The sequence below is a fragment of the Vogesella lacus genome (assembly GCF_979366295.1).
Genome location: NZ_CEETQT010000006.1, coordinates 1 through 19,935, shown reverse-complemented (window position 1 = coordinate 19,935; position 19,935 = coordinate 1). Strand labels below are relative to the sequence as shown.

The following is a 19,935-nucleotide window of genomic DNA, read 5'->3' as shown; positions in this document are numbered from 1 at the left end:
GGTCTGCACCTCCCGCCGGCAAGTCAGGCAAACTTCTCGTCTGCTGCCAGATAGCGCCACTGCCCGGTTGGCAGGTCACCCAGCATCACGGTCCCGATGCGAATACGCTTCAAGCCAACAACGCGCAGACCAACTGCTTCGCACATGCGACGAATCTGGCGCTTCTTGCCTTCCTTCAGGATAAAGCGCAGCTGGTCTTCGTTCTGCCACCACACCTTGGCCGGCAGCAAGGCTTTGCCATCCAGCGAGAGGCCGTGATTGAGCAGCTTCAGGCCCTTGTCATCCAGCTCGCCCTCAACACGCACCAGATACTCTTTTTCGACATCGCTGTTTTCGCCAATCAGCTGCTTGGCAACGCGACCGTCCTGAGTCAGCACCAGCAGACCGACCGAGTCGATATCCAGGCGACCGGCTGGCGCAAGGCCCTTCATATGATCGCGCGAAAAACGGATGCCGGACTTGTCGCCATCCCACTGGCGATCAGGGGTCACCAGTGCGGCGGCGGGCTGATAACCATCTTCCGCCTGGCCGGATACATAGCCAACGGGCTTGTTAATCAGGATAGTTACGCGCTGCGCCTGAGCCTGGCTCATGCGCTTGTCGAGCTGGATCTGATCTTCTGGTGTGACCTTCTGGCCAAGCACTGCCGCCACACCGTTTACCTTGACCCAGCCCTGTTCGATATAACTGTCAGCCTCACGGCGCGAACACAGCCCCAGTTCGGCCATGCGCTTGGAAAGTCTAATTGGTTCCAAAATTTACTCCAGAGATGCCCGTGAGAGCGTAAAAAGCCGCGTATTGTAGTCAGGCAGACCAGCAAGGCATAGCATTAATTGGCTTGCAGCTGACGCACACGCTCAAACAGACAGACAGTTGCTGCCATCGCCACATTCAGTGACTCGGCCTGACCCGGCATCGGAATGCGCACGCGCTGCGAGCAGGCGCGCATCACCTCGACACTGACACCGGCACCCTCATTGCCAAACACCATGGCAGTATTGCCGGTCAGATCCATCTCGTATAGCGAGCAGCTTTGCTCAAGCGAGGTAGCGATGCTGGCACCCTGCCACTGGCCCAGCAAGGCAGGCAGATCGGCCTGCTCGAAAATATTGACCGAAAAATGGGCACCCATTGCTGACCGCAGCACTTTCGGACTGAACACATCAGCACACTCTGCCGACAGGTAGATATTACGTACGTTGGCCGCAGCGGCACTGCGCAGTATCGTGCCGAGATTGCCCGGATCACGCACGCCGTCCAGCATCACGGCTCCTTCGCCTATCGCCTTGAGCGGGACGGGGCGCTGGCATACCGCTATCACCTCGGGCGGTGTCGCAAGCGCGGTTACCTTGCTCAGAATGGCTGCATTGACAATGCTGCATGATGCCGAAGACAACTTGCCGGCCAGTTTCAGCCAGTCAGCGTGATACTCGGCCTTTTCATCCAGATAAACAGACTTCACCTGCAACCTAGCCTCGACAGCAGCGTGTAGCAGATGAAAACCCTCCAGAATCAACAGGCCCTGTTTTTTGCGCTCGCGAGCATTTTCATGCAGCTTGGCAAGCGACTTGATTTCGTCATTACTGCTTGAGGTAATTTTTTTGAGAAAGATCATGCAAAGTTCAACTGTGAAACACGGACAACCGTGTCTTTGAAACGACTGTAAACGCCTTCGTCGATAGCCTTGTTACTACGGAAATTATCGACATAAAACACGCCGACAAGCACATGGCCGGAAAACACCGACATGCAGGCAAAGTGGCCATCGCCAATGAAGTCGAAGAAGCCATCCTGATACTTGCGTTGCAACTGCTTCCGCGTCCCCGAAGGTGCATGGAAGCTTTGCGGACGACTGGTCAGCAAGCCAAAAAAGCTGCCCGGTTCCAGACCGACGAGCTGCTTCTTGATTGCATCGCCATTTTCTAGGCCAATTTGATAGCGCAGGCGCAAGGCATGTGCGGGCTGGTCATATTTGAAGAAAAGAATGCGCTCAAACTGCAAATCATTGGCCAGATGTCGCAGCGACTCCAGCAGGGCTTGTTCAAGCTGCTGCTCCGAACTGAGCGCCGTGATGACTTCACGCTTTTCCTTGTCAGGAAACGGGCCGGGACTCAGCAAGAGGTATCGGCCGGCATTGGCGTAGCCAGACGCCTTCGGATGGCGGGCAACATTCAGCACCGATTGTGTAACAACGTCATACGCGTCCTCGATTCTGCACCCCATCAGTTTGGATGCCGCTTCGATGCCGATATGCCACTGCGGCCGCCACCAGCCCTGGTCAATCGAATTGGCCGTCGCAATTGCGAGTTTCAGCAACTGTTTGCGACGGTTGGCAGGACCTGCACCCAAGAGATTCAGCAAGCCGCTAGGTAGCGGCATACGCTTGATGAATTGCTCGACAATCTTCGGGTAGTCGAGCGAGAAGACTTCAGACACCTCATGCAACAGCGGCCCCGACGGAATGCGATTGCGGTAGATCAGATACAGGCAGGCCGGCAGGTTGTAAACCAGCGCTGCCAGAAAGCAATCTTCAACTTTGTATTCGCCAGTAATCGCCAGCCATTCCTTGATGGTGAACGCAGCGATGCGTGATCGTCCCAGCCAGTCACCGACTGCCTCAACCACCTCGGGGTCTAGCCGCCCGTGCACTACCGTCAGCGTCGGAATTTGCCGGTAGCGCTGGGTAATGGTTTCCAGCCCCAGCATCATCAGCATTTGTTCGACGGTCGGATTGGCCTCGCTCTTTTGCATGGCGCGCGAGGAGCCAACCAGACGCATCAGGTCCAGCAGCAAAAACGGATCGGATAGCGTGAGATTCGCCAGCTCGGAAAATACTATCCGGTCAGCATGACGGGACAGCATGGCACTGACCTCCTTGCCGGTATCAGGCAGGATGGGCCAGCGGTTCTCACTCAAGGACGTCAACCAGTTGGAAATATCCATACTATTTTTTTCGCCAGATCAGCAACGCTTTTTGCAAATGACCATCGAGCGGTAAGACTTCATCAGGCTCTACGCCTTCGATAGCGAATGAATTACTTATCAGCATGGTGGCGCAAGCGGTGTAGGCCTGAAAATTGGCCCAGACTCTTGTCATGGGTGCAGGTGACAAAAATGCATAGATCGCATTGAACTCACCCCAATTCAGCGTCCACATATTGCCATACCTGATCTGCACATTAGCCGGCCTACCTTCGATCAGCCATCGGAGCTTTGCGGCCAACCACGGCAGAACAGCATTCTCCACACCAACGAACACCACATCCGGACGGATCTTACTCGCCGCAAACAGCATTCCTCCATTGGCACAGCCAAGATCAAGCATCCTGCATTGCTTTGGCAATATGCCGGCGACTGCGCAGGCGGCCTCCTTTGAGGAAAGATACAAAGGGACGCGCTCAAAGAGCGCATTACGACTGAGTGCAAACAGCAATACGAAACCCAGCAGGTACACCCATGCCGGCAGTGCCAGCCAAATTGCCAAGACTACGGTCGGCATAAACAGCAAATGCCCCAGTCGCAATGACACAGGCAGTTTCATATAACCAGTCACAGCCAGTACCACGACGGCCGCTACCAACACAAACTGCCCTAGGGCCTCAATGGGCGAGAACCAGAACCAGGCAACACAGAATGCGGCCAACTGTAATGCCAGGTGGCTTGTGACACGAGCAACAAACCTCACGGCTAATGCCCTTGAGCCGGATTGTTAGCAGGAGGTGCAGCTTCAGTTACCGGCTGGGGCGGCTCAGGAAGGGCTGCCTCACCACCTTTGATTCGCTGTACGGTTTCATCATTCAGAATGACAATGTCGATACGACGATTCTCCGGACTGAAAACATTCTGCTTGTTAAACGGGTCTGCAGAGGCAAGACCAACCACGCGCATTACCTTCTCTTCAAGCATGCCGCCAGCAATCAGCTCACGCCGTGCGGCGTTCGCGCGATCAGATGACAATTCCCAGTTGGTGTAGCCATAAGGAGCACCCCCGAAACGGTTGGCATCGGTATGTCCGGAAATACTGATTTTGTTGCTGACCTGATTAAGCTCCAAGCCAATAGCTCGCAGCAATTCGCTGGTATGACCGAGAGGAATGGCACCTCCGGACTGGAACATCGGCCGGTTTTGTTCGTCAATCAGCTGAATGCGTAGACCTTCCGGGGTCAACTCCATCTTGACCTGGTCTTTGAAGGATTTCAGAACAGCGCTCTGCTCCATCTTCTTCGCCAGTGTTTCCTGGATTTTCTTCTGAAGCTTGCTCAGCTCGGCTTTTTTCTCACCGGTCGTCGGCTCGGGGTTGCCACGTTTGACTTGCCCGTCTTGACGTGAAATATCCTTGCCGCCCCCCTTGATCACAGCAGTGGCATCCCCTGCACCCTCTCCGCCCTGCAAGGAAACCTTCAGCGGCTCCTTGAAAAACGAGGAAATACCACTAAGCGTGCCGGCAGAGGTCGAGCCAAGCAGCCACATCAGCAAAAAGAAAGCCATCATCGCAGTAACGAAGTCGGCGTAGGCAATCTTCCAGGCGCCGCCATGGTGACCGCCATGACCCTTCTTGATCTTTTTGACAATAATCGGGCGTTGAGATTCGTCTGCCATTACAAGCCTTGTAATTTTTACAAACTGAAGGGAATGCCAAAGATGTTAACGTGCGGCCATTGGCATTACACATTGTATATCAGCCGGTATCTTAGTTTATACATCTGATACACGAAGTCACAGCTAACCGGCTGACATCAGCGACAGTTTTAAAAGAAAGGATGGGCAGAGTCGGATCACCAAGATTGGCAATGTAGACTGCAGAATGGTTTGCCATTTGGTGACAGGGATGATGGCTGCTAATTCAGCCTGAATCGAAAAACAAAAAAGCCCTGAAAATCAGGGCTTTTGTATATTCTGGCGGAAGCGGTGAGATTCGAACTCACGGAAGGCTCACACCTTCGGCGGTTTTCAAGACCGCTGCCTTAAACCACTCGGCCACGCTTCCTTAGATTGTATGGTGCGAAAGGAGAGACTCGAACTCTCACGCCGCGAGGCGCTGGAACCTAAATCCAGTGCGTCTACCAATTCCGCCACTTTCGCATCAAACCTGTCTCGCGACAGGAGGAGCGCATCTTATGTCAGATGCCGTTGTCTGGCAAGTGGCTTGCCAAAAAATTCTGTTGCCATGAAACTAATCCCTTGAAATCGCGTCGAACACCCGCAGTTAATTCATAACGATCAATAGCAAGGAGTCTCTTTGCCATGCAACATAACATGCACACCTCATTCCAGAGCACGGCCGTAGGCGGTGTTCGCAACAAGGTTTTGCGCAACACCTACGCCCTGCTGGGCTTGTCCATGGTGCCAACCGTGATTGGCGCTGCCATTGGCAGCAGCATGAGCTTTGCCTTCCTGGCAGGCAGCCCGATCATGGGCACGCTGGCGATCATGGCAGTCATGTACGGCCTGATCTTTGCCGTCGAGGCCAACCGCAACAGCGCGCTGGGCGTGCCGCTGATGCTGCTGTTCACCTTTGTCATGGGCTTGCTGCTCGGCCCATTGCTGCAACACGCTGCCAAACTGTCTAACGGCACCCAGTTGGTCATGGTAGCCGGTGGCGCAACCGCCGTTGTCTTTGCCGCCATGGCAGGCATCGCTACTACCACCAAGCGTGATCTGTCCGGCCTGGGCAAATTCCTGACTGTTGGCGTGATCGTGCTGATGGTTGCGGTGCTGGCCAACATCTTCATGCAGATTCCGGCCATGTCGCTGGCAATCTCTGCGGCCTTCGCCCTGATCAGCTCGCTGCTGATTCTGTGGCAGGTGAAGACCATTGTTGATGGCGGCGAAACCAGCTACATCTCGGCTGCGCTGGGCATCTACATCAGCATCTACAATCTGTTCACCAGCCTGCTGCACCTGCTGATGGCCTTTGCTGGTGATCGCGACTAAGTCTTGCCCTGTGCATTGACCTGAAAACGCCGGCATCGCCGGCGTTTTTCTTTGGCCAAGCATTCTTGCTCCCAAACCTTGTGCATCAATAAAAAACGCCCCGCATCGCGGGGCGTTTCACTTGCGGCCGACCTTGCGATTTAGCCGATCCAGCGACGGGCGCTGGCGAACATCCGGAACCAGCCGCCGTTCTCGCCCCAGCCTTCAGGATGCCAGCTGTTCTGCAGCGCGCGGAACACGCGCTCAGGATGCGGCATCATGATGGTGAAGCGGCCGTCTGGCGTGGTGACGCCAGTAATACCTGCCGGCGAACCGTTCGGGTTCATCGGGTAGGTCTCGGTCGCCTGGCCATTGAAGTCCACATAGCGCAGCGCAGTCAGCACTTGCTCTTGCGCGCCCGGGGCGAACACCGCGCGGCCTTCGCCGTGCGATACCACCACCGGCAACTTGGAACCAATCATGTCCTGCAGGAAAATGGACGGCGACTCGGTCACTTCTACCATCGCGAAACGGGCCTCGAACTGCTCGGAAGCATTGCGCTTCAGCTTCGGCCAGTGTTGTGCGCCCGGGATGATGTCCGACAGATTGGACATCATCTGGCAGCCGTTGCACACACCCAGCGCGAAGGTATCGCCACGACCAAAGAACGCCTCGAACTGCTCGCGTGCCTGGCCGTTGAACAGAATGCTCTTTGCCCAGCCTTCACCGGCACCCAGCACGTCGCCGTAGCTGAAGCCACCGCAAGCGGCCAGGCCCTTGAAGTCAGCCAGTTGTACACGGCCGGCAATCACGTCGGACATGTGCACGTCTACCGCTTCGAAACCAGCGCGGGTAAATGCTGCGCCCATCTCGATCTGGCCGTTCACACCCTGCTCGCGCAGGATGGCGATGCGCGGACGCGCACCGGTAGCGATGAGCGGTGCCGCCGGATTTTCTTCGGTATCGAAGGTCAGTTCGGCAAACAGACCGCGCGATGCCTCGTCGGCAATCTGTGCGTATTCACTATCGGCACCAGCCGGGTTGTCACGCAGACGCTGCAAGCGGTAGCTGGTTTCGGACCAAGCTTGCTGCAGAGCCACGCGGCTCTGGGCAAACAGCTCGTCTTCACCATGCACCAGACGCAGCACGCCATCGGTTGCCGGCGTACCAATTACCGATACGGCACCCGCCAGACCCATGATGTCGAAACGCTTGAGCACGTTGTCGATCTCGTCGGCCGCAACCTGCAGCACCGCGCCCAGCTCTTCGTTGAACAGTACGGCGTTCACGTTGGCCGCATTGCCGCCAGTCAGCACCGACAGCTCAATCTGCGCGCCCAGATGGCCGGCAAAGCACATCTCGGCCAAAGTCGCGAACAGACCGCCGTCAGAACGATCGTGATAGGACAAGAGCTTGCCATCATCCACCAGCGACTGAATCACGGTGAACGCAGCGGCCAGCTTCTCGGCGCTATCCACGTCCGGCGCCTGGCCATTCATGTCGTTCCACACCTGACCGAAGATCGAGCCGCCCAGACGATTCTTGCCTTCACCCAGATCCAGCAGCAGCAAGGCGCTCTCTTCCGCACGCAGTTGCGGTGTCACGGTCTTGCGTACATCAGCTACCGGCGCAAACGCGGAGATGATCAGCGACAGCGGCGCAGTAACCGCCTTCTTCTCGCCATTCTCTTCCCACACCGTCTTCATCGACAGCGAGTCTTTACCCACCGGAATGCTGACGTCAATCGCCACGCACAGGTCGGAAATTGCCTTCACGGTAGCGTACAGATTGGCATCTTCACCGGCGTGACCGGCTGCCGCCATCCAGTTGGCAGACAGCTTGACATTGCCCAGCTCGCCCACGTTGGCCGCAGCCAGGTTCAGCAGCGACTCGCCAACCGATACGCGGCCGGCAGCCGGCGCATCGAACAGCGCTACCGGCGTGCGCTCGCCCATCGCCATCGCCTCGCCCAGCGTGGTGTTGAAGCCCATTGCCGTCACGGCCACGTCAGCCACCGGCACCTGCCACGGGCCAACCATCTGGTCGCGTGCGGTCATGCCGCCCACGGTACGGTCGCCAATGGTGATCAGGAAGCTCTTGTCGGCAACGGTCGGGTTCTTCAGCACGCGATAAGCCGATTCTTTCAGCTCGTACTGCGCGGCGTTCAGCGCATCGGTCGTTACTGCGACAGTTTTCACATCGCGCGTCATGCGTGGTGGCTTGCCCAGCAGCACGTTCAGCGGCATGTCGACCGGATTGTTGTCGAAGTAATCGTCACGCACCTGCAGATGGCCATCATCGGTGGCCACGCCCATCACTGCAAACGGGCAACGCTCGCGTTCGCAGATTTCGGTGAAGGTCGCCAGATCCTCCGGCATCACCGCCATCACGTAACGCTCTTGCGATTCGTTAGACCAGATCTGCATCGGGGTCATGCCCTTTTCTTCCAGATGCACTTTGCGCAGATGGAAGATGGCACCGCGACCGGCGTCGTTCACCAGCTCAGGGAAGGCATTGGACAGGCCGCCCGCGCCCACGTCGTGAATCGACACGATAGGGTTGGCCGCACCGCGCTGCCAGCAGCGGTCGATCACTTCCTGGCAACGGCGTTCGATTTCCGGGTTGCCGCGCTGTACCGAATCGAAGTCCAGGTTTTCGCTGTTGGCACCGGTATCCATCGAGGATGCCGCGCCACCACCCAGACCGATCAACAGGCTCGGGCCGCCCAGCTGTATCAGCAGCGCGCCTTCCGGAATCTCGTTCTTGAAGATCTGCTGTTCCTGAATATTACCCAAGCCGCCGGCGATCATGATCGGCTTGTGGTAACCGCGACGCTCGCCCTTGAAATCTTCTTCAAAGGTACGGAAGTAACCGGCGAGGTTCGGACGGCCAAATTCGTTGTTGAACGCAGCGCCGCCGATCGGGCCTTCGATCATGATGTCGAGTGCCGAGGCGATACGACCTGGCTTGCCATACTGCTTGGCTTCCCATGGTTGCTCGAAGCCTGGCACGCTCAGGTTGGACACGGTAAAGCCCGACAGGCCAGCCTTCGGGCGCGAGCCGCGACCGGTAGCGCCTTCGTCGCGGATTTCGCCACCGTTACCGGTGGAAGCACCAGGGAATGGAGAAATCGCGGTCGGGTGGTTGTGTGTCTCTACCTTCATCAGGATGTGGGTCGGCTCTTCGCTGAAGGCGTAAGTGTGGCTGCCCGGCTGCGGATAGAAGCGCTCGATGGTCGCACCATCAATCACCGAAGCATTGTCCTTGTAGGCCACGCGAGTGCCCTGTGGATGCGCATCATGCGTGTCGCGAATCATGCGGAACAGCGACTTGCCCTGCTCTACGCCGTCGATGATGAACTGCGCATTGAAGATCTTGTGACGGCAGTGCTCGGAGTTTGCCTGGGCAAACATCATCAGCTCGACGTCAGTCGGATTGCGCTCCAGCTTGATGAAGCTTTCGACCAGATAGTCGACTTCATCCGGCGACAGCGCGAGGCCCATGTCTGCGTTGGCCGCATCCAGTGCTGCCTTGCCGCCACCAAGGATATCCACGGTGGACAGCGGCTGCGGATCGATATGCACGAACAGGCGCGCAGCATCATCCAGCGATGGCAGCACGGTTTCGGTCATGCGATCGTGCAAGAGGCCCGCCAGACGTTGGCGAGCCTCTTCGGTAAACGGGGTGGCGGACTGGATGTGATACGCAATGCCGCGCTCGATGCGCAAGACATTTTCCAGGCCACAATGGCGGGCAATATCAGTTGCCTTGGACGCCCACGGCGACAGCGTACCCAGACGCGGCGTCACCAGGAACAGCTCCCCGGTTGGTGCCTCGGCAAATGGTGCTTCGCCATAAGTGAGCAGTTTTTCCAGAACGGTAGTCTGGCTCTCGCTCAACGGGCTTTCGCTTTCGGCGAAATGCCAGAATTCTGCCTTGATGCTCAGGTCTGGTAGACCGGCCTCGCGCGCAGCGGCAAGAAGTTTGTCGAGACGGAACTGGGACAGGGCAACACCGCCCCGCAGCTTGAGAATGTGCGACATTGGATACCCGCAACAATGAAGACAAGGGTGAGGAAAGCGCGCCATAATACAGCAATTTCCGGCTTATTATAAGGCCCGCGCATAATTACACCCGGTTGGCATTTGGTGTTGCCGATTTTGTTTTCAACGAATTTTCAAGGAGTTAGCGCATGAAGAAGATCGAAGCCATTATCAAGCCATTCAAGCTCGACGAGGTGCGTGAGGCGCTATCCGAAATCGGCATCAATGGTCTGACCGTTACCGAAGTCAAAGGTTTCGGCCGCCAGAAGGGCCATACCGAGCTGTATCGCGGCGCAGAATATGTCGTCGACTTCCTGCCCAAGGTGAAGATCGAAGTCGTCATTGCCGACGATCTGGTTGATCGCGCCATCGAGTCCATCATCAATACCGCGCGTACCGGCAAGATTGGCGACGGCAAGATTTTCGTCTATCCGGTCGAGCAGGTTGTGCGTATCCGCACCGGCGAAACCGGCGAAGAAGCCGTCTGATCTCGCGATTCGGACAAATAAAAAACGGCGCTCGAAGCGCCGTTTTTTATTTCCCAACCCGGACTCAGCTCCAGAACTTCCACCAAGGCAGGGATTTTGGCTCCCACTGCTGCTTCAGATAGCGGCTTTGCGGGAAGTTCAGCTGCAATACACGGCGCGAAGACTCGGCCAGATCCTTCTTGCCCAGCTGCTCGTAAGCGGCCACGCTCAAGGCCAGCGCCTCTTCATTGAAGCCGGTATTGCCGTATTCCTTGATCACCACCTGGGCGCGATTCACTGCGGCCAACCATGCGCCACGCTTCATGTAATAGCGCGCAACGTGCATTTCATTGGCACCCAGCGCAATCACCAGCTTGGCCATCTTGGCGCTGGCATCCTCGGCGTACTTGCTTTCCGGGAAGCGGCTGACCAGCTCGCCAAATGCGGCATAAGACTCGCGCGCAGCCTTGGAGTCCCGCTCGCTCATATCCTGACCGGACAGGCGCGAGAAGAAGGTATCGTCGTCGTTAAAGTAGACCAGACCCTTCAGGTAATAGATGTAGTCGAGATTCGGATGGGCCGGATACAGACGGGCAAAACGGTTGGCAGTGGCAATCGCCAGCTCCGGTTCCGAATCCTTGTAATGGGCGTAAGCCTGATCCATCAGCGCCTGCTGCGCATGGCGACCATAGGGGAAGCGTGCCTGCAGGGTCTCGTAGAGTTTCTGCGCGCGCTGATAATTGCCCGAGTTCAACTCGTCACGGGCTTCGGCATAGATCTGGCCGACGGTCCAGTTACGGGTCTCGTCGCGCGGCTCCACCGTGGCACAACCAGCCATCACGACGACGGCCAGCAAGGCTGCAAGATGTTTCTTCATGGGCGATCCTTGTTTGACTGCCGCCGATTATTATCCAAAACCGTCATTTATGCACCCCACCCATGCGCCATAGCGGCAAAAGGCGGCGGCAAAGACAGGACAAGCCGCGCCAAGTCCATTAAAATTGCCCGATTTAGCCCCTGCCACGAATCACATGAACGAACACGACATCAATCCGGACGATTTGCCGGACGACGACATGCTGGATGGCGAAGCCGCAAGCGGCAGCGATATCCGCCAGTTTACTGTCGCCTACGAGCAGGCCGGCGACCGGCTGGATGCCACCCTGGCCAAATTGCTGCCTGATTTTTCGCGCAGCCGCATGACGCAATGGATCAAGGATGGCAAGGTCAGCGTGGACGGCAAGGTGGTCGCCGGCAAGACCAAGCTGCTGGGCGGCGAGATCATCAGCGTCGAGGTGGTTGCCTCGGTCGACGAGCAATCCTATGTTGCCGAAGACATCGCCTTCCCTGTCATCTATGAAGACGAACACTTGCTGGTGGTCAACAAGCCGGCCGGCCTCGTTGTGCATCCGGCTGCCGGCAACTGGACAGGCACCCTGCTCAACGGCCTGCTGCATCGCTACCCGCAACTGGCGGGCGTACCGCGCGCCGGCATCGTGCATCGCCTCGACAAGGACACCTCGGGCCTGATGGTGGTTGCCAAGACCCTGCAAGCGCAGCACGAACTCGTGCGCCAGCTACAGGAACGCACCGTCAAGCGTATCTACCGCGCCGTGGCCACTGGCGTCGTGCCTTACGACGGCAAGATCGAAACCCAGATCGGCCGCGACCCGCACAACCGCCTGCGCATGGCTGTGGTGAAGTTCGGCGGCAAGTCGGCCATCACCCATCTGCGCGTGCTCGAGCGTTACGAAGACTTCAGCTACGTCGAGTGCAAGCTCGAAACCGGCCGCACTCACCAGATTCGCGTGCACATGCGTGAAGCCCGCCACCCGCTGGCTGGTGACGCGCTGTACGGCAACCCGCGCCATCATGGCTCCGAGGCAGCCGACGAGGCCGTCAAGTCGCTGGCGCGCCAGGCGCTGCACGCCTACAAGCTGTCGCTGGTGCATCCGGTTACCGGCATCACCCACAGCTGGAGTGCGCCGATCCCGGACGACATGAAAAACCTGCTGGCCGTACTGCGCGGCGAAGCTGAAGCGCGCCTGAACAAGACCCGCGCCGCCAGCATCCCGAACGTCGCCGGCTTTGACGACGACGATGATGACTGGGATGAGGACGACTACGATGTTGAAATCCATTACATCCGCTAAGCCGGATGGCTGGATTCAGCCCGAGTGGCCACTGCCGGCCAAGGTCGGCAGCCTGATCACCACCCGTCACGGTGGCGTCAGCCCTGCCCCCTACGACAGCCTGAATCTTGGCAATCACGTCGGTGACGATGCGGCCAACGTTGGCCGTAATCGCGCCATCCTGCGCGAGCAACTGCCGGCCGAGCCTGCATGGCTCAATCAGGTGCACGGCGTAACGGTGGTCGATGCGGCGAGCGTGACAGCCGGCGAAGTGCCGGATGCCGATGCCAGCTTCACCCGTACGCCCGGCGCGGTTTGCGTGGTGATGACTGCCGACTGCCTGCCCGTGCTGCTGGCCGATCGCGCCGGTACCGTTGTTGGTGCGGCGCATGCCGGCTGGCGCGGCCTGTGCAATGGCGTGATCGAGGCCACCGTCGCCGCGATGAACGAGCCTGCGGCCAACCTCGTTGCCTATCTTGGCCCCGCTATCGGGCCGGATGCCTTCGAAGTAGGCGGCGAAGTGCGCGATGCCTTCATGGCACATGATGCGGAAGCGGTCGCCGCCTTCCTGCCGATAGACGACGGCAAGTTTCTGGCCGACATTTATCTGCTGGCCAGACAAAGGTTGGCCGCACTCGGCATCAGCGAGGTTTACGGCGGCGAGGAGTGCACGGTGATAGACCGGGCGCGTTTTTTCTCCTACCGCCGTGACCGCACTACCGGCCGCATGGCCAGCCTTATCTGGTTGAACCCTTGAGGGTAAACACCAGATATTGTGAAAATGGCGGCCTTGACCGCCATTTTTCATGATCATTGCCGTCGCATTCATGCTACATGAAAATGTTTTTGGCATGAGACAAGTCGCTTGTCCTGTGCGGCAAAGTCTTGCCAGACAAGGACTTTCGCAAAGCCGCCACAAGCAGCAAGAAAACGGCAAAAAAATTTCTTCTGCCGCAAAGCCAATAACGGCGCGGGTTTGCGCTTTTCCTGCCGCTGTCAAGACTTGTCCGACGCGGCCTTCAACACTAGAATTTGCGTCGAATTTGCGTTGCGGACATAGATCTTGTGTTTACACACAGTAGACACACAGCTTTTCAACAGACTTGTCCACAGCCACCAACTGCGGGCCGCAGCGATGGCCACCACCCGTTGCCGTCCGCCTCTCACAGCAGGCCGCAGGGTCATTCCGAATAAACCACCCCCACCACGAGGGAACATGACAATGCAAAACACTACTTTTGACGGGCAAATGGCCGCCGAGCTGGGCCGTGCAGCTGCCCCGCAGGCAGACTGCTCCCAGTACAAGACCATCCGCCGCAACGGCGCGGTCGTGCCATTCGAGCCGGTCAAGATCTCCATCGCCATGACCAAGACCTTCCTCGCGGTGATGGGTGCATCCGGCGTGAACTCCGCCAGCATCCGTGACAAGGTTGCCCAGTTGACCGAATCCGTGGTCAGCGCCCTGATGCGTCGCAAGCCGGAAGGTGGCGCGATTCACATCGAAGACATCCAGGACCAGGTAGAGCTGTCGCTGATGCGTGCCGGCGAGCACGACGTGGCCCGCGCCTACGTGCTGTACCGCGAACAGCGCGCCCAGGAGCGTGCTGCCCGTGGCGAAGCCCTGCACCAGATCCAGATCAACGTGATCCGCCAGGACGGTCGCAAGCTGCCGCTGGACATCGCCAAGCTGCGCGCCACCATCGAAGCCGCCTGCGTAGGGCTGGCCAACACCGATGTTGACGCCATCCTGACCGAAACCCTGAAGAACATTTACGACGGCGTTTCCGAAGAAGAAGTCAACAAGTCCGCCATTTTCGCTGCCCGCGCGCTGATCGAGCAGGACCCGGCCTACGACTACGTGACTGCCCGCCTGTTGCTGGGCAATGTCCGTCTGGAAATCCTCGGCGAAGCCATCAGCCACGCCGAAATGGACACCCAGTACCCGCTGTACTTCCCTACCTTCATCAAGAAAGGTATCGCGGCAGAACTGCTGGACGAAAAACTCGGCGAATTCGACCTGAAAAAACTGGGCGCAGCCCTGAAGCCTGAGCGCGATCTGCAGTTCGGTTACCTTGGCCTGCAAACCCTGTACGACCGCTACTTCCTGCACATCGACGGCACCCGCATCGAAATGCCGCAGGCTTTCTACATGCGCGTCGCCATGGGCCTGGCCCTGAACGAAGTGAACCGCGAAGACAGCGCCATCGCGTTCTACAACGTGCTGTCCAGCTTCGACTTCATGTCGTCCACCCCGACGCTGTTCAACTCCGGCAGCCGTCGCAGCCAGCTGTCCAGCTGCTACCTGACCACCATCGCCGACGACCTCGACGGCATCTACGAAGGCATCAAGGAAAACGCCCTGCTGTCCAAGTTTGCCGGTGGCCTGGGCAATGACTGGACGCCAGTACGCGCCATGGGCAGCCACATCAAGGGCACCAATGGCAAGTCGCAAGGCGTGGTGCCGTTCCTGAAAGTGGTGAACGACACTGCTGTCGCCGTAAACCAGGGTGGCAAGCGCAAGGGCGCGGTATGTGCCTACCTCGAAACCTGGCACGCCGACATCGAAGAATTCCTCGAGCTGCGCAAGAACACCGGTGACGACCGCCGTCGTACCCACGACATGAACACCGCCAACTGGATTCCGGACCTGTTCATGAAGCGCGTGATGGAAGGTGGCCAGTGGAGCCTGTTCTCCCCGTCCGAAACGCCAGACCTGCACGACATCTACGGCCAGGCTTTCGAAAAGGCCTACACCGCCTACGAACAGAAAGGCATCAACGGCGAACTGCGCGTGTTCAAGCAGATCCCGGCCCTGAGCCTGTGGCGCAAGATGCTGACCATGCTGTTTGAAACCGGCCATCCGTGGATCACCTTCAAGGACCCGTGCAACATCCGCAGCCCGCAGCAACACATGGGCGTGGTTCACAGCTCCAACCTGTGCACCGAGATCACCCTGAACACCAATGACGACGAAATCGCCGTGTGCAACCTGGGCTCGGTCAACCTGTCGCGTCACCTGAAAGAAGTCAACGGCAAGCTGGAACTCGACACCGAGAAGCTGGCCCGCACCGTTCGCGTTGCCCTGCGCATGCTGGACAACGTCATCGACATCAACTTCTACCCGGTGAAAAAGGCACGCAACTCCAACCTGAAGCACCGTCCGGTTGGCATGGGCATCATGGGCTTCCAGGACTGCCTGCACCAGATGCGCGTTCCTTACGCCAGCAACGAAGCGGTCGAGTTTGCCGATGTGTCGATGGAAGCTGTCGCCTACTACGCCTACCTCGCCTCGACCGAACTGGCCGAAGAGCGTGGCCGCTACCCGTCGTACAAGGGCAGCCTGTGGGATCGTGGCATCCTGCCGCACGACAGCATCAACCTGTTGGCCGCAGAACGTGGCGGTTATCTGGAAATGGACCGCAGCGAACGCATGGACTGGAGTGCCCTGCGCAAGCGCATCGCCGAACACGGCATGCGTAACTCCAACGTGCTGGCCATCGCCCCGACCGCGACCATCGCCAACATCATTGGCGTATCCGCGTCCATCGAGCCGACTTACCAGAACCTGTTCGTGAAATCCAACCTGTCCGGCGAATTCACCGTCACCAACGAATACCTCGTTCGTGATCTGAAGAAACTGGGCCTGTGGGATGAAGTGATGGTCGCCGACCTGAAATACTTCGACGGCAGCCTGGGCCGCATCGACCGCGTACCGGCCGAGCTGAAAGCCATCTACGCCACCGCGTTCGAAATGGACCCGAGCTGGCTGGTAGAAGCCGCCAGCCGTCGCCAGAAATGGATCGACCAGGCGCAATCGCTGAACCTGTATCTGGCTGGCGCATCCGGCAAGAAGCTGGACGAGCTGTACAAGCTTGCCTGGACAAAAGGCCTGAAGACCACCTACTACCTGCGCACCCTGGGCGCCAGCTCGGCCGAGAAATCCACCGGCCGTGGCGGCGAACTGAACGCAGTACAGGCAACGCCAGCAGCAGCCGCACCCGCTGCCGCCGTGGTAGACACCACCCCGGCAACCGATGCCAAGTTCTGCAGCATCGACAACCCTGACTGCGAAAGCTGCCAGTAAGTCTGCCGGCTGGGCTGAGCACAAGGTAGGTTGGGCTGAGCTTTGCGAAGCCCAACGTTTACCGCGCAATACCCAAGGTTGGCCGCATGCGGCCAACCTTCATCCCGAGGCGCTTTTGCGCAAGAGCGCCACGGAATGAAGATCGCCCGCGATGGGCACACCACATGGCAGCCAGACTGCCAAACGAAACTGGAGATCAAAACCATGAGCCTGTCTTTTGACGACGCACCGGTAAGCACCCAAACCAATTCCATGACCGAACACGGCACCAACCGCATCAGCGCCGCTGACAAGCGCGTGATCAACGGCCAGACCGACGTAAACCAGCTGGTACCGTTCAAGCACAAATGGGCATGGGAAAAATACCTCGCCCAGTGTGCAAACCACTGGATGCCGCAAGAAGTCAACATGCAGCGCGACATCGAGCAATGGAAAACCGGCCAGCTGACCGAAGACGAAATGCGCATCGTAAAGCGCAACCTCGGCTTCTTTGTCACTGCCGACAGCCTTGCGGCCAACAATATCGTGCTGGGCACCTATCGCCAGATCACCAGCCCGGAATGCCGCCAGTACCTGCTGCGCCAGGCATTTGACGAAGCCATCCACACCCACGCCTACCAGTACATCGTCGAGTCGCTGGGCCTTGACGAAGGCGAAGTGTTCAACGCCTATCACGAAATCACCTCCATCCGTAACAAGGACGAGTTCCTGATTCCGTTCATCGACGTGCTGTGCAACCCCGAATTCAAGACCGGCACCCTGGAAACCGACCAGACCCTGCTGAAGTCGCTGATCGTGTTTGCCTGCATCATGGAAGGCCTGTTCTTCTACGTCGGCTTCGTACAGATTCTCGCCCTGGGCCGTCAAAACAAGATGACCGGCGCGGCCGAGCAATACCAGTACATCCTGCGTGACGAATCCAGCCACTGCAATTTCGGTATCGACCTGATCAACACCATCAAGCTGGAACAGCCGGAAGTGTGGACCGAATCCTTCAAGGCCGAAATCACCGAGCTGTTCAAAAAGGCCGTGGATCTGGAATATGCCTACGCCGAAGACACCATGCCACGCGGCGTACTGGGCCTGAACGCCAGCATGTTCAAGGAATACCTGCGCTTCATCGCCAACCGTCGCATGCAGCAAATCGGCCTCGAGCAGCTGTTCCCGGGCGTCAACAACCCGTTCCCGTGGATGTCGGAAATGATCGATCTCAAGAAAGAGAAAAACTTCTTCGAGACTCGGGTTACCGAGTACCAGACTGGCGGCGCGCTGAGCTGGGATTGATGTCACAAAGAAAAAAGAGACCGGATGGTCTCTTTTTTTAATAAAAAATATGCCAAATTTATTGAAATACTGAGCCGGTTTTGGTGCGCATACGAATCCACATGAAGGACATTCGACATGACGAAGTCAATCAGAAGTGCAAAAAGCATCATCTCACTAATTGGCGAGAATTCAGAATTCTACTTCTCTATATCTGCAGACGGTTTTGGCGAAAAATTATTAGATCTTGGATTTACCATTCCGCTAGTTAGTGGTGAGGAAGTAATCCCAAAAGCAGTTGGGAAATTTACAGACTTTAACGCCAACGGAAGAGAAACCATCAATAAAGATTTAGAAAAAAGCCCCGTCTATCGGATGGTTTGGGTTGCAAGTAGAAGAGGAAGTATGCGCACACACATACAGCACAGAAGATTTGACATGTATCCCCGTGATTGGATTGACGCCCCTGAGGAAGCATTAAAAGTCATAAAAATTCATTCAAAAACATTAATTTTAAGCAAAAAACTGATTGCCTCCCACAGTAATTCGCAGGAGATTGTACATCTTGCCAATATGTTTCTAGAGTTATTTGGTGACTATTCAATAATAAATGATTCCCTGCACCCCAAACTCCCACCTGTCGTGAGAAAACTTAACTGGACAATCCTCCCACCAGGTGAGCATCCTTTTAATGATGTATTGGGATTCACTGACAGACTAACCAGAAATATAAAACCCTCCGAGAAAAAGGTTGCTGAATACAGGATATCGAGCATTCTTAGTCACAAACCTGGCTTCATTGCCATTGGCAATGGCGGATTTCATGGCTATGTGGTTATGGGATTTCAGGATAAAAACCTTTACATCCTTGAAAGCCCAATTTTTGGAAACGCAACATATGTATTCGAGGGCGATTGGGAATCTGTCTCATCGTTATCGAAGAAAGAAATCATTCGTGGTGAATTCCACTCACAAAGACTGATCCACACTCGAGGATGGAGATCAGAACTACGTCGCCTGCTCAATTAATATCAAGCCACGTAGGGCGGGTTCGCCAACGGCGATACCCGCGCCACACCGACCATCAATCCCTGCACCCACGCGGGTATGGCCTTGCGGCCAACCCGCCCTACGGCCGCCGACCTTCCTTGACCCGCTGGCTATCGCGACAAATGGGGATGCGACGTTCTAATATGAATTTCGCATTTCAACACTGAAATCTTGCGGAGGTTTCATGTCGCACTACCGGCGAGAGAGACTGGCAGGTGGCACGTACTTTTTTACCGTGGTAACCGAACGCCGCCAACGCATTCTGACGGATGAGGCGGTACGACGGGCCTTGCGCGCCGCCATTATTCAGGTGAGACAAACTCGCCCATTCCGGATTGATGGCTGGGTACTGCTGCCTGATCATCTGCACACAATCTGGACATTGCCCGAAGGCGATGCTGATTACTCAACGCGCTGGCAACAAATAAAACGCCACGTGACACGTGCCGTTGGCCGCGATTATTTTCGGGCGGAATGGCAAACCGCTCGCCGTGCCGCAAAAGGCCACGGCACGATCTGGCAACATCGTTATTGGGAACACACGCTGGCGGATGAGAATGATCTGGCCCGGCATCTCGATTACCTGCATTTCAATCCGGTCAAACATGGCTTGGTGGCCACCGCAGCCGATTGGCCGTATTCGTCGTTTCATCGCCATGTGGTGGCGGGCCGATATCCTGTCGATTGGGCTGGCCTGATGTAGGGCGGGTTCGCCAACGGCGATACCCGCGCCACCACGATTTCGTACCAAACCGCATTTACATCAAACCGCACACGCGGGTATGGCCTTGCGGCCAACCTGTAATGACCCAGCCCTTTCTGCACAGGTCAGGCTGCTAATTGATACGCCATTGCAGGCGTCTTCATCCCCAAAGCTTGGTGTGGGCGCCGGTGGTTGTAGAACCCAATCCAGTCTGCAATCACCCGGCTAGCGTGCGCCAGGCTTTCAAAGCGGTGTCGATGCGCGCACTGCTCTTTCAAGG

Annotated in this window: 16 protein-coding genes and 2 tRNA genes; 8 read left to right on the top strand and 10 right to left on the bottom strand. The window is 57.3% G+C overall.

The window, feature by feature from the left end:
- Positions 1–23: 23 nt before the first annotated feature.
- The 7 genes from ACZ9W6_RS08915 to ACZ9W6_RS08885 form a co-directional block, all read right to left on the bottom strand.
- A complete protein-coding gene (locus tag ACZ9W6_RS08915; RefSeq protein ID WP_465190752.1) occupies positions 24–755 on the bottom strand; it encodes a pseudouridine synthase in 732 nt (243 codons plus the stop codon).
- Positions 756–829: 74 nt separating this feature from the next.
- Entirely contained in the window at positions 830–1,615 is a 786-nt protein-coding gene (locus ACZ9W6_RS08910) for a TrmH family RNA methyltransferase (protein ID WP_465190750.1), read from the bottom strand.
- A complete protein-coding gene (locus tag ACZ9W6_RS08905; protein ID WP_465190749.1) occupies positions 1,612–2,916 on the bottom strand; it encodes an HDOD domain-containing protein in 1,305 nt (434 codons plus the stop codon). Before ACZ9W6_RS08905 ends, ACZ9W6_RS08910 begins: the two co-directional genes overlap by 4 nt.
- Before the next feature lie 28 nt (positions 2,917–2,944).
- Positions 2,945–3,685 carry an SAM-dependent methyltransferase gene (locus tag ACZ9W6_RS08900; protein ID WP_465190748.1) on the bottom strand — a complete coding sequence of 247 codons (741 nt, stop codon included), beginning with the start codon at positions 3,683–3,685 and terminating at the stop codon, positions 2,945–2,947.
- Between the two features lie 2 nt (positions 3,686–3,687).
- Positions 3,688–4,599, bottom strand: coding sequence for a flagellar motor protein MotB (gene motB / locus ACZ9W6_RS08895; RefSeq protein WP_465190747.1), 912 nt, complete (start codon positions 4,597–4,599; stop codon positions 3,688–3,690).
- Positions 4,600–4,897: 298 nt separating this feature from the next.
- A tRNA-Ser gene (locus ACZ9W6_RS08890) sits at positions 4,898–4,987 on the bottom strand.
- A 10-nt stretch (positions 4,988–4,997) separates the two neighbouring features.
- A tRNA-Leu gene (locus ACZ9W6_RS08885) sits at positions 4,998–5,082 on the bottom strand.
- A 162-nt stretch (positions 5,083–5,244) separates the two neighbouring features.
- On the opposite strand from ACZ9W6_RS08885, the gene ACZ9W6_RS08880 reads away from it, so the two are divergent.
- Entirely contained in the window at positions 5,245–5,934 is a 690-nt protein-coding gene (locus ACZ9W6_RS08880) for a Bax inhibitor-1/YccA family protein (RefSeq protein WP_465190746.1), read from the top strand.
- Positions 5,935–6,074: 140 nt separating this feature from the next.
- Here the strand turns inward: ACZ9W6_RS08880 and purL are convergent, their stop codons facing one another.
- On the bottom strand, positions 6,075–9,956 hold the full coding sequence (purL, locus tag ACZ9W6_RS08875) for a phosphoribosylformylglycinamidine synthase (protein WP_465190745.1): 3,882 nt from the start codon (positions 9,954–9,956) through the stop codon (positions 6,075–6,077).
- A 149-nt stretch (positions 9,957–10,105) separates the two neighbouring features.
- Between purL and ACZ9W6_RS08870 the strand changes: the two genes are divergently transcribed.
- A complete protein-coding gene (locus ACZ9W6_RS08870) occupies positions 10,106–10,444 on the top strand; it encodes a P-II family nitrogen regulator (RefSeq protein WP_465190744.1) in 339 nt (112 codons plus the stop codon).
- A gap of 64 nt (positions 10,445–10,508) precedes the next feature.
- Here the strand turns inward: ACZ9W6_RS08870 and ACZ9W6_RS08865 are convergent, their stop codons facing one another.
- Positions 10,509–11,300, bottom strand: a complete 792-nt coding sequence (locus tag ACZ9W6_RS08865; RefSeq protein ID WP_465190743.1) for an outer membrane protein assembly factor BamD — start codon at positions 11,298–11,300, stop codon at positions 10,509–10,511.
- Between the two features lie 154 nt (positions 11,301–11,454).
- Here ACZ9W6_RS08865 and rluD point away from each other — a divergent pair, with 154 nt between their 5' ends.
- The 6 genes from rluD (at position 11,455) to ACZ9W6_RS08835 (ending at position 19,655) form a co-directional block, all read left to right on the top strand.
- A complete protein-coding gene (gene rluD, locus ACZ9W6_RS08860; protein ID WP_465190742.1) occupies positions 11,455–12,576 on the top strand; it encodes a 23S rRNA pseudouridine(1911/1915/1917) synthase RluD in 1,122 nt (373 codons plus the stop codon).
- Positions 12,554–13,312 (top strand): peptidoglycan editing factor PgeF, encoded by a 759-nt coding sequence (gene pgeF, locus ACZ9W6_RS08855; RefSeq protein ID WP_465190972.1) that lies wholly within the window; start codon positions 12,554–12,556, stop codon positions 13,310–13,312. Before rluD ends, pgeF begins: the two co-directional genes overlap by 23 nt.
- A 465-nt stretch (positions 13,313–13,777) precedes the next feature.
- Positions 13,778–16,639: a ribonucleoside-diphosphate reductase subunit alpha gene (locus ACZ9W6_RS08850; RefSeq protein ID WP_465190741.1), complete on the top strand. Its 2,862-nt coding sequence runs from the start codon at positions 13,778–13,780 to the stop codon at positions 16,637–16,639.
- Between the two features lie 204 nt (positions 16,640–16,843).
- The gene (locus ACZ9W6_RS08845) at positions 16,844–17,923 is read left to right on the top strand and encodes a ribonucleotide-diphosphate reductase subunit beta (protein ID WP_465190740.1); all 1,080 of its coding nucleotides are present in this window, start codon (positions 16,844–16,846) and stop codon (positions 17,921–17,923) included.
- Positions 17,924–18,040: 117 nt separating this feature from the next.
- Positions 18,041–18,931, top strand: coding sequence for a hypothetical protein (locus ACZ9W6_RS08840; RefSeq protein WP_465190738.1), 891 nt, complete (start codon positions 18,041–18,043; stop codon positions 18,929–18,931).
- A 205-nt stretch (positions 18,932–19,136) separates the two neighbouring features.
- Positions 19,137–19,655 carry an REP-associated tyrosine transposase gene (locus tag ACZ9W6_RS08835; RefSeq protein WP_465190737.1) on the top strand — a complete coding sequence of 173 codons (519 nt, stop codon included), beginning with the start codon at positions 19,137–19,139 and terminating at the stop codon, positions 19,653–19,655.
- Positions 19,656–19,780: 125 nt separating this feature from the next.
- On the opposite strand, the gene ACZ9W6_RS08830 is transcribed toward ACZ9W6_RS08835, so the two are convergent.
- On the bottom strand, positions 19,781–19,933 hold the full coding sequence (locus tag ACZ9W6_RS08830) for an integrase core domain-containing protein (RefSeq protein WP_465190971.1): 153 nt from the start codon (positions 19,931–19,933) through the stop codon (positions 19,781–19,783).
- Positions 19,934–19,935: the final 2 nt, after the last annotated feature.

Bases quoted from the DNA above. Each gene is read 5' to 3' on its own strand.
- purL (WP_465190745.1), bottom strand. From the start codon at position 9,956: ATGTCGCACATTCTCAAGCTGCGGGGCGGTGTTGCCCTGTCCCAGTTC.
- motB (WP_465190747.1), bottom strand. From the start codon at position 4,599: ATGGCAGACGAATCTCAACGCCCGATTATTGTCAAAAAGATCAAGAAG.
- ACZ9W6_RS08880 (WP_465190746.1), top strand. From the start codon at position 5,245: ATGCAACATAACATGCACACCTCATTCCAGAGCACGGCCGTAGGCGGT.
- ACZ9W6_RS08865 (WP_465190743.1), bottom strand. From the start codon at position 11,300: ATGAAGAAACATCTTGCAGCCTTGCTGGCCGTCGTCGTGATGGCTGGT.
- ACZ9W6_RS08850 (WP_465190741.1), top strand. From the start codon at position 13,778: ATGCAAAACACTACTTTTGACGGGCAAATGGCCGCCGAGCTGGGCCGT.
- ACZ9W6_RS08840 (WP_465190738.1), top strand. From the start codon at position 18,041: ATGACGAAGTCAATCAGAAGTGCAAAAAGCATCATCTCACTAATTGGC.
- ACZ9W6_RS08845 (WP_465190740.1), top strand. From the start codon at position 16,844: ATGAGCCTGTCTTTTGACGACGCACCGGTAAGCACCCAAACCAATTCC.
- ACZ9W6_RS08835 (WP_465190737.1), top strand. From the start codon at position 19,137: ATGTCGCACTACCGGCGAGAGAGACTGGCAGGTGGCACGTACTTTTTT.
- ACZ9W6_RS08870 (WP_465190744.1), top strand. From the start codon at position 10,106: ATGAAGAAGATCGAAGCCATTATCAAGCCATTCAAGCTCGACGAGGTG.
- rluD (WP_465190742.1), top strand. From the start codon at position 11,455: ATGAACGAACACGACATCAATCCGGACGATTTGCCGGACGACGACATG.
- ACZ9W6_RS08910 (WP_465190750.1), bottom strand. From the start codon at position 1,615: ATGATCTTTCTCAAAAAAATTACCTCAAGCAGTAATGACGAAATCAAG.